Raw genomic sequence first — 12,699 nt, 5'->3', positions numbered from 1 at the left:
TCCGCCCACGCAGAGGAACACACCTTGGCCGCTTACCACCACGTCTCGCCCCGAGCGGGCGGCCACAGCGGAGTCGTGACGCCCGTCTCGTTCGAGCTTTTCCCGCCCCGCACGGATGCCGCGGCCCTGGCGCTCGGGCGAACCATCGACAAGCTGGCGGAGGCCGACCCGGCGTTCATCTCCGTCACCTACGGCGCGGGCGGCTCCTCCCGGGAGCGCTCCCTCACCGTGCTCCGCTACATCCTCGAGCACACGGCCGTCGAGCCGATGGCCCACCTCACCTGCGTCGGCTCGTCCCACGCCGAGGCGAACAGCCTGGTCCGGCAGTTCCTGGACGCCGGCATCACCAGCTTCCTGGCCCTCCGCGGCGACCCGCCGAGCGGCGTCACCGGGCCAGCCGAGCTCGGCGACCTCGGCAGCGCCGCGGAGCTCGTGCAGCTGATCCACCGGGTGCAGGAGGAGCGCGAGCCGTTCTCCCAGAAGCGCGTGCCGGGGGCCAGCCAGGGCAGCCGCATCGCGCGGCGCCGCCGGCCGGAGCGCGTCGCCGTCGCGGCCTTCCCAAACGGGCACCCGCGTGCCCGCGGATCGAGCGCCGACGTCGACAGCCTGCTCGCCAAGCAGGTCGCCGGCGCGACGCTGGCGATCACCCAGCTCTTCTTCCACGCCGACGACTACCTCGGCTTCGTCGACCGCGCCCGCACGGCCGGCGTCACCATCGACATCGTGCCGGGCCTGATGCCCGCGACCACCCCGACCCGGCTGGCCAGGATCGCCGAGCTGACCGGCGAGGAGATCCCCGCCGAGCTCGAGATCGCCCTCGAGGTGGAGCCCAGCGAAGAGGGCCAGCACGAGATCGGCGTCGACTACATCGCCCGCGTCGCCGCCGAGGTGCTCGCCGGCGGTGCACCCGGCCTGCACCTGTACACCTTCAACCAGCACCGCGCGGTGCTCGGCGTGCTGGAACGCCTCGGCCGAATGCCGGCGGTCGCCGGCCGCTAGCGCAGGCCCGCGACCGACCCCGTACCCCGGCCCCACGTCGGGCAACGCCCTCTGGCACCCTTCCGCACTACCCCCATGTCTTTTTCCGACGACCGCCGAACCCGAAAATCCCGCAGGCCGCACCACCCAGCGGCCGCACCCCATCAGTAAGGACGACGAATGACCGCACGACCCACTCCCGCCCCGGCGTTCCCCGCCGGCACCATCCTCGGCTACCCGCGCATCGGCCGCCGGCGCGAGCTCAAGCACGCCGTCGAGGCGTTCTGGGCGGGCAGCATCACCGCCGCCGAGCTCGAGCAGCGTGCGGCAGAGCTCCGCGCGACCACGAGGGCCCGGCTCGCAGGCCTCGGCCTCGGCCGCGGCGACTCCGCCATCCCAGAGAGCTTCTCCTTCTACGACCACGTTCTGGACACCGCGGTCACCGTCGGAGCCGTGCCGAGCCGCTTCGCGCAGCTGGTGGCGGATGACGGCAGCCTCGACCTGGCCGGCTACTTCACGCTGGCCCGCGGCGCCGGCGACAACCTCCCGCTGGAGATGACCAAGTGGTTCGACAGCAACTATCACTACCTGGTGCCGGAGATCGGCCCAGAGACCGAGTTCCGGCTGGCCAGCGACCGCCTGGTGCGCGAGTTCGAGGAGGCGAAGGCGGCCGGATACCTGACCCGCCCCGCCATCGTCGGCCCGGTCACCTTCCTGCTGCTGGCCAAGGCGAGCGACGGCGCCCCGGCCGGATTCGAGCCGATCTCGCGCCTGGACGAGCTGCTCCCCGTCTACACCGAGCTGCTCGCGCGCCTGCGCGCCGCCGGGGCGGAGTGGGTGCAGCTGGACGAGCCCGGCCTCGTCAACGAGAGCATCCCCGTCGCCCGCCCGGTGCAGCTGGCCGCATTGGCGGAGGCCTACCGCGTGCTCGCGGGCGCGACCGCCCGCCCGGCGATCTTCGTGGCTGCGCCCTACGGCGCGCTCGGCGACGCTCTGCCCGTGCTCGCGGCATCCGCCGTCGAGGCGATCGGGCTCGACCTGGTGCGCGGGACCCTGCCGACCGGGCTGGGGGAGGAGACCGCTGCGGCGCTGGCGGCCAAGACGCTCGTCGCCGGCGTCATCGACGGGCACAACATCTGGCGCGGCGACCTCGAGGCGGCGCTGACCGCGGCCGAATCGCTCGGCGCGCTCTCGCCGGCCGTCTCCGTGTCGAGCTCGACCTCCCTGCTGCACCTCCCGCACGACGCGAGCGAGGAGACCAAGCTGGGCGCGCTCGGCAACTGGCTGGCCTTCGCCGACCAGAAGGTCGGCCAGATCGCGGCCGTCGCCGCCGGGCTCCGCGACGGGCGGGAGAGTGTCCGGGCCGAGCTGGAGGCCGCGGCGGCAGCCCTCGCCGAGCGGCTGGCCGCGCCGGGAGTGCGCGATGCCGCCGTCCGGGCGCGCACCGGCGCGCTCGGCACGGCCGACTACGAGCGTGGCGACTACGCCGAGCGCGTCGCCGCCCAGGAGGCGGCCCTGCCGCTGCCGCTGCTGCCGACCACGACGATCGGCTCCTTCCCGCAGACCCCCGACATCCGCCGCGCCCGCGCCCGGCTGAACTCCGGCGCGCTCAGCCCGGCCGAGTACGAGGGCCTGATGAAGGCCGAGATCGACCGGGTCGTGCGGCTGCAGGAGGAGATCGGGCTCGACGTGCTCGTGCACGGCGAGCCGGAGCGCAATGACATGGTGCAGTACTTCGCCGAGTACCTCGACGGCTTCGCGGTGACGGAGCACGGCTGGGTGCAGTCCTACGGCAGCCGGTGCACCCGCCCGTCGCTGCTCTGGGGCGATGTGTCCCGCCCCGCCCCGATCACGCTCGGCTGGGCGGTGTACGCGCAGAGCCTCACCGAGAAGCCGGTCAAGGGAATGCTGACCGGCCCGGTGACGATCCTGGCCTGGTCGTTCGTGCGCGACGACCAGCCGTTGGGGGAGACCGCGACGCAGCTTGCCCTCGCTCTCCGTGACGAGATCGGCGAGCTGGAGGGCGCCGGAATCGGCATCATCCAGGTCGACGAGCCGGCCCTGCGCGAGCTGCTCCCGCTGCAGCGCGCGGACCACGCCGGCTACCTGGACTGGTCCGTCGGGTCCTTCCGCCTGGCCACGGCCGGGGTGCGCGCCGAGACCCAGATCCACACCCACCTCTGCTACTCGGAGTTCGGTGACGTCATCGACGCGATCGGCCGGCTGGACGCCGACGTGACGAGCGTCGAGGCCGCCCGGAGCCGGATGGAGATCGTCGATGACATCGGCCGCAGCGGGTTCGACCACGGCATCGGGCCCGGCGTGTACGACATCCACTCGCCCCGCGTGCCCGGGGTCGCCGAGATGACGCAGCTGCTCGAGCGGGCGTTGGAGGTCGTGCCCGGCCGCCGGCTCTGGGTCAACCCCGACTGCGGTCTGAAGACGCGCGGCTACGCCGAGACCACGGAGTCGCTGCAGAACATGCTCGCCGCCACGCAGGCGGTCCGCGCCGGGGCGGCCGCGCTCTAGTCGAGACATGCCAAACAGGGAAGGGCCCCGATGCGCAGCATCGGGGCCCTTCCCTGTTGTGTTCGGATCAGACGCTGCGGAGCACCGCGACGATCTTGCCCAGGATCTCGGCGTAGTCGCCGAGGATCGGCTCGAAGTTGCTGTTGCGCGGCAACAGCCAGGTGTGGCCGTCGCGCTGGCGGAACACCTTGACGGTGGCCTCGTTGTCGAGCATGGCCGCGACGATCTCGCCGTTCTCCGCCGTCTTCTGGGCGCGCACGACCACCCAGTCGCCGTCGCAGATGGCGGCGTCGATCATCGACTCGCCGACGACCTTGAGCATGAACAGCTCGCCCTTGCCGACGATCTGGCGGGGCAGCGGGAAGATCTCGTCGATCTGCTGTTCGGCGGTGATCGGGATGCCGGCGGCGATGCGCCCGACGAGCGGCACCATGGCGGCATCGCCGACGGTGGCCATCGGGGTGGCGAAGCTCTCGCCCTCGTAGCTCTCCGTGCCCTCGTTCTGCGCCGGCACCTCGATGAGCACCTCGAGGGCGCGCGGGCGGTTGGGGTCGCGGCGCAGGTAGCCGCTGAGCTCCAGCTGCTTGAGCTGGTAGGTGACGCTAGAGAGCGAGGCCAGGCCGACGGCGTCGCCGATCTCGCGCATGCTCGGCGGGTAGCCGCGCGCGCTCACAGAGCGCTGGATGACGTCGAGGATCGCCATCTGCTTCGCGCTCAGGCTCTTGCGCCGGCGGTTGCCCGGCTTCGCCGTGCCCTTCACGTCGGGGGGTGTGTCGCGCTCTGTCGTCACCGTGCTGCCCTCGCTGTCCTGTCTTCGTGCCGCTTCCGAATTGCTGTGCTGACCAGCTGTGATCTGGCCACACAACGCCGGGGCGGTGTGCGCATCTGACCGTGTCAGAGGTGCCTGATTGTCTGTCTCCAGACACTCACGACTTTATCGCGAGCCGGGTGTCTCGGCAAACGAATGTTCGAGTGTGTCGCGCGTTTCTTCCGAATTTCTCGAAGAAAGGCTTGCATCTTCGAATCATTCGAATGTATGTTCGGAACACAGCTTCGAATCCGGTCCCACCCGAGGGCCCGGGCGCGAATCCCAGAGGAGGTCGAAATGAGTGCAGTACACGCAATCCCGGCGAATGTGCAGGCCGTTCAGGGCGCTGGCGCCCCGGTCGTTGTTCGTAGCCACCTTCGATTGACCAGCCGCGGCCGTGTCGTGTTCACGACGCTCGTAGCCCTACCCATCGTGGCCGGTGCGCTCATGTTCGCCGTCAACGGCGGCGGCGCCGTCGCCGGCGACGCCAGCCAGCAGGGCGCCAGCTTCGACTACATCTCCGTGCCGCCGGGGGAGTCGCTCTGGACCCTCGCCGTTGACCTGGCACCGCAAGCCGACCCGCGCGATGTCATCGCCGCCTTCATCGAGCTCAACCAGCTCGACTCCTCGCAGGTCCAGGCCGGCCAGCGCCTGGCCGTCCCCGCCGGCTACTAGCGCCGCACAGCGGGCGGCGCCCGCGGCGTAACGATCACGCCGGCGCCCAGACGCTCCCCATAGACTCGTACGGTGACGAATCTCAGCGATCTCCCCCTCCGTGACGACCTTGTCGGGCAGCAGCCGTACGGCGCCCCGCAGGCCGCCGTCCCCGTTGCCCTCAACGTCAACGAGAACAGCCACGGCATCCCGGAGGACGTCGCCCACGACATCGTGGCCCGCGTCGCCGCGGCCGTGCTCAGCGTGAACCGCTACCCGGACCGCGAGTTCACCGAGCTGCGCGAGAGCTTCGCCCGCTACCTCGGCCACGGCCTCGACGCCGCCAACATCTGGGCGGCGAACGGCTCCAACGAGGTGCTGCAGCACATCCTGCAGGCCTTCGGCGGCCCCGGCCGCACCCTGCTCAGCTTCACGCCCACCTATTCGATGTACCCGCTGCTCGCCTCCGGCACCGGAACGGAGTGGATCGGCGTGCCGCGCGGCGCCGACTACACGATCAGCCCGGAGGATGCCGCAGCGGCCGTGCGCGAGCACCAGCCCAACATCATCTTCCTCTGCTCCCCGAACAACCCCACCGGCACGCCGCTTCCGCTGGCTGTCATCGAGGCCGTCTACGAGGCCAGCCAGTATGACGACGGCGCCGCGATCGTCGTCGTCGACGAGGCGTACGCCGAGTTCTCGCCGGAGGGCACGCCGAGTGCGCTCGGCCTCCTGCCCGGCCGGCCGCGCCTGCTCGTCTCACGCACCATGAGCAAGGCCTTCGCCTTCGCCGGTGCCCGGGTCGGCTACCTGGCCGCAGACCCCGCCGTCACCGACGCGCTGCGCCTGGTGCGCCTCCCGTACCACCTGTCCGCCTTCACACAGGCCGCGGCCAATGCCGCGCTGGCGCACTCCGCCGAGATGCTCGGCATGGTCGGCGAGATCCGGGTGCAGCGCGACCGCCTCGTGCGGGAGCTCGGCGCGCTCGGCTACGAGCCCTACGAGAGCGCGAGCAACTTCGTGCTGTTCGGGGGCGTGGCCGACCCGCACGCCGTCTTCGAGGCGCTGCTGGCCCGCGGCATCCTGATCCGCGAGGTCAGCCTGCCCGGCCAGATGCGCGTCACGGCCGGGACAGAGGCCGAGACGACGGCGTTCCTGACCGCGCTGGCCGAGATCGGCCCCGACGGCCGCGGTTCCGGCGGGCCCGGCGGGGCAGCGTCACAGGCCCCCGGCGGTGAATAGAATCAAGGTATGATCCTTTCTGCGCCCCGTACCGCCTCGATTCGCCGCGAGACCAGCGAGTCCAGCATCGAGCTGTCGATCAACCTGGACGGAACCGGCGTCGCCGACATCCAGACCTCCGTCCCGTTCTACGACCACCTGCTCACGGCGTTCGCGAAGCACTCGCTGACCGACCTCACGGTGCGCGCCCACGGCGACACCGAGATCGACGTGCACCACACCGTCGAGGACATCGGCATCGCGCTCGGCTTCGCGATCCGCGAGGCGCTCGGCGACAAGAGCGGCATCTCCCGGTACGGCGACGCCCTCGTCCCGCTCGACGAGGCGCTCGTGCAGGCCGTCGTCGACATCTCCGGCCGCCCGTACCTCGTGCACAGCGGCGAGCCGGCCGGCTTCGAGTACCACCTCATCGGCGGCCACTTTACCGGCTCGATGGTGCGACACGTCTTCGAGGCCATCACCTACAACGCTGCCCTCACCGTGCACATCACCGTGCTGGGCGGCCGCGACGCGCACCACATCGCCGAGGCCGAGTTCAAGGCCTTCGCGCGAGCCTTCCGCCAGGCCAAGGCCGTCGACCCGCTCGTCGTCGGCATCCCCTCCACCAAGGGCGCGCTGTGAGCGCACCGAGCGTCGTCGTCCTCGACTACGGAACCGGCAATGTGCACTCGGCCGTCAAGGCCCTGGAGCTCGCCGGCGCCGACGTCACCCTGACGGCAGACCGCAAGCTCGCCCAGGAGGCCGACGGCCTGCTGGTTCCCGGTGTCGGGGCGTTCAGCGCGGTGATGAGCGCGCTGCGCGCCGTGCGCGGCGACGAGATCATCGACCGGCGCCTCGGCGGCGGCCGGCCCGTGATGGGCATCTGCGTCGGCATGCAGGTCTTGTTCGAGCACGGCGTCGAGCGCGGCGTCGACACGGAGGGCCTCGGCGAGTGGCCGGGCGCCGTCACCGAGCTGCCGGCCGAGGTGCTGCCGCACATGGGCTGGAACACGATCGAGACCGGCGAGAACTCCGTGCTGTTCAACGGCGTCGAGGACGAGCGCTTCTACTTCGTGCACTCCTACGCGGCCCAGAGCTGGACGCTCGATGTCATGCCGCCCTTCCCCGAGCCGAGCCTGAGCTGGGCGGAGCACGGCGGGCGCTTCCTCGCAGCGGTCGAGAACGGGCCGCTCTCCGCCACGCAATTCCACCCAGAGAAGTCGGGGGATGCCGGCATCCGCCTGTTGAAGAACTGGCTGGACTCCCTGCGCTCAGCCTGAGCGAAATCGCCCCGCCAGCCCCGGGGGTGCGGAGCGTCAGGCGCCGAGCGCGTAGTATCAACTGTTTGTGTCGGCCGCCCGAACGTGGCGGCCATCGAGTCAAGGACAATCATGAGTGAGTTCAACAAGACCCCGCGTCTTGTGCTTCTGCCCGCTGTTGACATCGCCGGCGGAAAGGCCGTGCGCCTGACCCAGGGCGAGGCCGGCACCGAGACCAACTACGGCGACCCCGTCGACGCCGCGGCCGACTGGGCCGCCCAGGGCGCCGAGTGGATCCACCTGGTCGACCTCGACGCCGCATTCGGCCGGGGCAACAACCACAGCGTGGTCAAGAAGGTGCTGCGCCAGGTCAAGGGCGTGCACATCGAGCTGTCCGGCGGCATCCGCGACGACGCCTCGCTGGAATCCGCCCTCGACATGGGCGCCAAGCGCATCAACCTCGGCACCGCCGCACTCGAGAACCCCGAGTGGGCCGCCAGCGTCATCGCCCAGTACGGCGACGCCATCGCCGTCGGCCTCGACGTGCGCGGCACCACGCTGGCCGCCCGCGGCTGGACGCAGGACGGCGGCGACCTCTGGTCCGTGCTGGACCGCCTCGAGAGCGCCGGCTGTGCCCGCTACGTCGTCACCGACGTGACCAAGGACGGCACGCTGCAGGGGCCGAACATCGAACTGCTCAAGCAGGTCATGGCGCGCACCCACCGCCCCGTCGTCGCCTCCGGCGGCATCTCCAACCTCGACGACATCGCGGCCCTGCGCCAGCTCGTCCCCGGCGGCCTCGAGGGCGCCATCGTCGGCAAGGCGCTCTACGCGGGCGCATTCACGCTGGCCGAGGCGCTGGACGTCGCGAGCGACTGAGCCGGACCCCGAGCAGCCCGTGCCCACGCAGCCCGAACCAATGCGACCCGACCCGACGCCAGCCGACCCGACGCCAGCCGACCCGGCGCAGCCGCAACCCGGTGCAGCGCCGCAGCTTCCCGCGCACCTCGCCGACTCCGCCGGCCAGCCCTGGGCCGGCCGCAGCTTCGACGAGAACACGCACGCAGAGGATGACGGCTCCGCGCCGCCGGAGTTGCTGGACGCCCTCGCCCGCTTCCGGGCGGGGGAGCACGGGCAGGCCGGCGTCGTCGACGCCCTGCGCGGCGCCCGACTGCTGATCCCGCTCGTCGCCCACCTCGGTGAGGCCGGCGAGAACGAGCACGGCCACACGATCGACAAGAGCCAGGAGCTCTCGATCGTCACCGTCGCCGGACCGGACGGCCGCAACGTGCTGCCCGTGTTCAGCTCGGTGCGGGCGATGGCCAGATGGAACCCGCGGGCCAGGCCGGTGCCGGCCGACGGCGTGCGCGTCGCGCTGGCCGCCGCCAGCGAGAACACCGACCTCGTCGTGCTCGACCCGCTCTCGCCGACCGAGTTCGCGCTGCGCCGCCCCGCCCTCTGGGCGATCGCGCAGGCACAGGAGTGGCGGCCGAGCTTCGAGTCCGGCGAGGTGCTCGAGGCCTTCCAGCACTCGGTGCGCACCGAGCTCTCCGTGCTCTCCGTCACCCTCGTGCCCGGCGACCCCGGCGCAGTGCTGGCCGGCCCGGAGCTGATCGTGCGGCTCGAGCTCGTCGACGGCCTCACCCGCGAGCTGCTCGACGCGACCCTCGCCCGACTCGCGCAGCGCTGGGCCGCCAGCGACGTCATCGCCACGCAGGTCGACTCGCTCACGGTGAAGCTGGTCCGCTCCGCCTGAGCCGCGCCGTTGACGGACCGGGGGAGCGGGCGGAGAATCGGGGGAGCGCGCCGCGCGCAGAATCCAGGTCTCCGGATGGACACTTCTCAGCCTTCACACGCCCCGTCGGATCCCGACACCCCGATGGATCCCGTTCCGCTCAGCGGGGGCACCCAGACAGCCCCGGCACCGACGGCGGACTACGACGCGGTGCTCGACACCGCCGCCGGCGTGGCCAGGCGCTGGCTGGACGGCGTCTTCAGCCGCCCGATCCCCGCCACCCACGACATCGACCAGGTGAAGGCGGCCATCGGCCGGGAGCTGCCGCCGCACGGGCTCGAGGCCGAGTCCGTGATCGAGCAGCTCGCCGCAGCGGTCGAGCCGGGGCTGATGGCGAGCCAGTCCGGCCGCTTCTTCGGCTGGGTGATGGGCGGCACCTATCCGGTCGCCCTCGCCGCCGACTGGCTGGTGAGCGCCTGGGACCAGAACGCGGGGATGCGCGACGCGACACCCGGCGTGATCGCCGCGGAGGAGCTGGCGGGCGAGTGGCTGCTGCAGCTGCTCGGCCTGCCGGGCAGCTCCGACGTCGGCTTCGTGACGGGCGCGACGGCCGCCAACTTCGTCGGGCTGGCCGCCGGCCGCCAGCACGTGCTCGAGCAGGCGGGCTGGGACGTGAACCGCGACGGCCTGAGCGGCGCCCCGCGAATCCGCCTCATCGCCGGCGCAGAACGGCACGGCGCGGTCGACCTCGCCGCACGCTACCTCGGGCTCGGCGAGGCCACCCTGGTCCCCGCCGACGCGCACGGCCGGATCAGCATCGCCGGGCTCGCGCGGGCGCTCGGCGAGGGGAGCGGCCCGACGATCGTCTGCCTGCAGGCGGGGAACATCCACTCGGGGGCGTTCGACGACTTCGCCGCGGCATCCGCCCTGTGCCGGGCCGCCTGCGCCTGGCAGCACGTCGACGGCGCCTTCGGGCTCTGGGCGGGCGCCGCCCCGGGTCTCCGTCACCTGACCGCCGGGTACGAGCTCGCCGACTCCTGGGCGACCGACGCCCACAAGACCCTCAACGTGCCCTACGACTGCGGGGTGGCGATCGTCGCCCGCCCCACCGCGCTGCACACGGCATTCGGCGTGCACGCGAGCTACCTGCTCGCGCCGGCGGCCGGGGCCGACCCGTTCGAGAAGGTGCCGGAGATGTCCCGCCGCGCACGCGGCGTCCCCCTCCTGGCCACCCTGCGCTGGCTCGGCCGCGACGGGGTCGAGGAGCTGGTCACCGGGCTCGCCCAGAACGCGAGCAGACTCGCGGAGGAGCTCGCGGCGCTGCCCGGCGTCAGCATCCTCAACGATGTCGTGTTCACCCAAGTCTGCATGGCGATGCCGGATGACGAGGCGACCACGGCACTGGGGGAGCGCCTGCTGGCAGAGGGCCGCGTGCTGGCCTCGCCGTCGCACTGGCACGATCGGGCCGTGCTGCGGTTCTCGGTGAGCAACTGGGCGACGGACGCCGACGAGGTGCGCACCACGGTCGACGCCGTGCGGGCGGCGCTGCCGCCGCGCTGAGCCTCTCGCTCCGCGCGGCCGCGCGCCGGCCGGGTGTGGCTGCCTAGTGTGGCCGCCGGGTGTGGCTGCCTAGTTGACGGGGCCGGTGTACTTCTCGCCCGGGCCCTGGCCGATGGCATCCGGGATGACGGAGGCCTCGCGGAAGGCCAGCTGCAGGGAGCGCAGGCCGTCGCGCAGGCTGCGGGCGTGCATGTCGCTGATCTCGGGGGCGGCGGCGGTGATCAGGCCGGCAAGGGCGTTGATGAGCTTGCGCGCCTCGTCCAGGTCCTGCTGCGTCTCGGGGTCGTCGGCCAGGCCGCACTTGACGGCGGCCGCGCTCATCAGGTGCACGGCGGTGGTCGTGATGACCTCAACCGCTGGCACGTCGGCAATGTCACGGGTGGCCTCGGCGGCCTGTGCTGCTGCGGCGTTCTCGTCGAATGCCGGGTTTTCATCAAAATTATTGCTCAAGGCATTCCTCTGCTAGGCTCATCTGGGCTACGGAGCGAATGCTCCGTGACGAAAGTGGATATTCTCCCACCCGCGCTTGACCGCTTCACTAGGTTACCGGGTAGTTAGCACTCCGTTTTCCCGCAGAACAGTTTCGACTGGGGCGCGGGAAGGCAGCCAGGGTGCAGCAAGAAAGCTCGTGTTCGCACGAGTGGTCTTTGCGTGAATCTCTCCTCTTCGTCCGTCACAGGGCATCCGCACTGTGACAGTGGCTGAATCTTGAGTAGATGGAGACTCGCATCACCGATCCCCGTACAAACGACCGCATCCGAGTGCCAGAGGTCCGCCTCGTCGGCCCTGGTGGCGAGCAGGTCGGCGTCGTCAAAATTGAGGTCGCACTGCGCATGGCGCAGGAGGCTGACCTCGATCTCGTTGAGGTTGCCCCCAACTCGAAGCCCCCCGTGGCCAAGATCATGGATTTCGGCAAGTTCAAGTACGAGGCTGCGCAGAAGGCGAAGGAAGCCCGTCGCAACCAGGCGAACACGATCCTCAAAGAGGTCCGGTTCCGTCTCAAGATTGACAAGCACGACTACGAGACCAAGATGAAGCGCGCCATCGGCTTCCTCCAGGGCGGCGACAAGGTCAAAGCAATGATCTTGTTCCGTGGTCGCGAGCAGTCCCGCCCCGATCAGGGCGTGCGCCTGCTCCAGAAATTTGCCGAAGATGTGGCGGAGTACGGTTCTGTCGAATCGACCCCCACCATCGACGGTCGAAACATGGTCATGGTCATTGGTCCTCTGAAGAACAAGTCAGAGGTCAAGGGTGAGGCCAACGCAAATCGGGCCGCGACTAAAGCGGCGAAGCAGGAGGAAAACAATGCCTAAGCAGAAGACCCACTCCGGGTCCAAGAAGCGCTTCAAGGTCACCGGCAGCGGCAAGATCATGAAGCAGCAGGCCGGAATGCGTCACAACCTCGAGGTCAAGGCCTCGAAGCGCAAGGCTCGCCTGAACCAGGACCAGGTGCTGGCTCCGGCAGACGCCAAGGTCATCAAGAAGCTTCTCGGTCGCTGATCCTTTCGATCACCCGCCGTCACACCCGTTAGGAAGAAACAAAAATGGCAAGAGTAAAGAGGGCCGTCAACGCCCACAAGAAGCGTCGGGTTATCCTCGAGCGCGCCAAGGGCTACCGCGGCCAGCGTTCGCGCCTCTACCGTAAGGCCAAGGAGCAGGTCACGCACTCGCTGGTCTACAGCTTCCGCGACCGCCGTGCCCGCAAGGGTGAGTTCCGTCGTCTGTGGATCCAGCGCATCAACGCTGCGTCGCGTGCCAACGGCATGACCTACAACCGCCTCATCCAGGGCCTCGGCCTGGCTGGCGTGCAGGTTGACCGTCGCATCCTGGCCGAGCTGGCCGTCAACGAGCCCGCCACCTTCGCTGCCCTCGTGCAGACCGCGAAGAAGGCGCTGCCCGCCGACGTCAACGCTCCCAAGGCGAAGGTTGCTGCGTAAGCATCACCATCTTGAGAA

The 12,699-nt window shown here is 70.5% G+C and carries 14 protein-coding genes; 12 read left to right on the top strand and 2 right to left on the bottom strand.

Features of this window, described 5'->3' with window-relative positions:
- Nucleotides 1-24 precede the first annotated feature (24 nt).
- Nucleotides 25-999, top strand: a complete 975-nt coding sequence (locus BLT62_RS13150; RefSeq protein ID WP_231919170.1) for a methylenetetrahydrofolate reductase — start codon at nt 25-27, stop codon at nt 997-999.
- Nucleotides 1,000-1,158: 159 nt separating this feature from the next.
- Entirely contained in the window at nt 1,159-3,507 is a 2,349-nt protein-coding gene (metE, locus tag BLT62_RS13145; protein WP_083364469.1) for a 5-methyltetrahydropteroyltriglutamate--homocysteine S-methyltransferase, read from the top strand.
- Nucleotides 3,508-3,574: 67 nt separating this feature from the next.
- Here the strand turns inward: metE and lexA are convergent, their stop codons facing one another.
- Complete coding sequence (gene lexA / locus BLT62_RS13140; protein WP_083365463.1) at nt 3,575-4,210, bottom strand: transcriptional repressor LexA; 636 nt, start codon at nt 4,208-4,210, stop codon at nt 3,575-3,577.
- Nucleotides 4,211-4,696: 486 nt separating this feature from the next.
- Here lexA and BLT62_RS13135 point away from each other — a divergent pair, with 486 nt between their 5' ends.
- The 7 genes from BLT62_RS13135 to BLT62_RS13105 all read left to right on the top strand — a co-directional run bounded on the left by BLT62_RS13135 (nt 4,697) and on the right by BLT62_RS13105 (nt 10,744).
- Nucleotides 4,697-4,990: a LysM peptidoglycan-binding domain-containing protein gene (locus BLT62_RS13135; RefSeq protein ID WP_331710500.1), complete on the top strand. Its 294-nt coding sequence runs from the start codon at nt 4,697-4,699 to the stop codon at nt 4,988-4,990.
- A 72-nt stretch (nt 4,991-5,062) separates the two neighbouring features.
- A complete protein-coding gene (locus BLT62_RS13130; RefSeq protein ID WP_083364467.1) occupies nt 5,063-6,211 on the top strand; it encodes a histidinol-phosphate transaminase in 1,149 nt (382 codons plus the stop codon).
- Between the two features lie 9 nt (nt 6,212-6,220).
- Nucleotides 6,221-6,832 carry an imidazoleglycerol-phosphate dehydratase HisB gene (gene hisB, locus BLT62_RS13125; protein WP_083364466.1) on the top strand — a complete coding sequence of 204 codons (612 nt, stop codon included), beginning with the start codon at nt 6,221-6,223 and terminating at the stop codon, nt 6,830-6,832.
- Nucleotides 6,829-7,470, top strand: coding sequence for an imidazole glycerol phosphate synthase subunit HisH (gene hisH / locus BLT62_RS13120; protein WP_083364465.1), 642 nt, complete (start codon nt 6,829-6,831; stop codon nt 7,468-7,470). Before hisB ends, hisH begins: the two co-directional genes overlap by 4 nt.
- Nucleotides 7,471-7,581: 111 nt before the next feature.
- Nucleotides 7,582-8,328, top strand: a complete 747-nt coding sequence (gene priA / locus BLT62_RS13115) for a bifunctional 1-(5-phosphoribosyl)-5-((5-phosphoribosylamino)methylideneamino)imidazole-4-carboxamide isomerase/phosphoribosylanthranilate isomerase PriA (RefSeq protein WP_083364464.1) — start codon at nt 7,582-7,584, stop codon at nt 8,326-8,328.
- A 40-nt stretch (nt 8,329-8,368) separates the two neighbouring features.
- Nucleotides 8,369-9,205, top strand: a complete 837-nt coding sequence (locus BLT62_RS13110) for an SseB family protein (RefSeq protein WP_083364463.1) — start codon at nt 8,369-8,371, stop codon at nt 9,203-9,205.
- Between the two features lie 123 nt (nt 9,206-9,328).
- Nucleotides 9,329-10,744, top strand: coding sequence for a pyridoxal phosphate-dependent decarboxylase family protein (locus BLT62_RS13105; protein WP_083364462.1), 1,416 nt, complete (start codon nt 9,329-9,331; stop codon nt 10,742-10,744).
- A 69-nt stretch (nt 10,745-10,813) separates the two neighbouring features.
- On the opposite strand, the gene BLT62_RS13100 is transcribed toward BLT62_RS13105, so the two are convergent.
- Nucleotides 10,814-11,194, bottom strand: coding sequence for a DUF1844 domain-containing protein (locus tag BLT62_RS13100; RefSeq protein WP_083364461.1), 381 nt, complete (start codon nt 11,192-11,194; stop codon nt 10,814-10,816).
- Between the two features lie 266 nt (nt 11,195-11,460).
- On the opposite strand from BLT62_RS13100, the gene infC reads away from it, so the two are divergent.
- Genes infC through rplT form a run of 3 tightly spaced genes read left to right on the top strand, consistent with a single transcriptional unit; the run spans nt 11,461 to nt 12,681 of the window.
- A complete protein-coding gene (gene infC, locus BLT62_RS13095; RefSeq protein WP_083364460.1) occupies nt 11,461-12,057 on the top strand; it encodes a translation initiation factor IF-3 in 597 nt (198 codons plus the stop codon).
- A complete protein-coding gene (rpmI, locus tag BLT62_RS13090) occupies nt 12,050-12,244 on the top strand; it encodes a 50S ribosomal protein L35 (protein WP_047406521.1) in 195 nt (64 codons plus the stop codon). The genes infC and rpmI overlap by 8 nt, the downstream gene beginning before the upstream one ends.
- A gap of 44 nt (nt 12,245-12,288) precedes the next feature.
- The gene (gene rplT, locus BLT62_RS13085; protein WP_083364459.1) at nt 12,289-12,681 is read left to right on the top strand and encodes a 50S ribosomal protein L20; all 393 of its coding nucleotides are present in this window, start codon (nt 12,289-12,291) and stop codon (nt 12,679-12,681) included.
- The last annotated feature ends 18 nt before the right edge of the window (nt 12,682-12,699 follow it).

It is taken from the genome of Microterricola viridarii (assembly GCF_900104895.1).
In the GTDB taxonomy this organism is placed as follows: Bacteria; Actinomycetota; Actinomycetes; order Actinomycetales; family Microbacteriaceae; genus Microterricola; species Microterricola viridarii.
The sequence above is the reverse complement of the archived record's forward strand: the minus strand, read 5'-3'. Positions and strand labels throughout refer to the sequence as shown.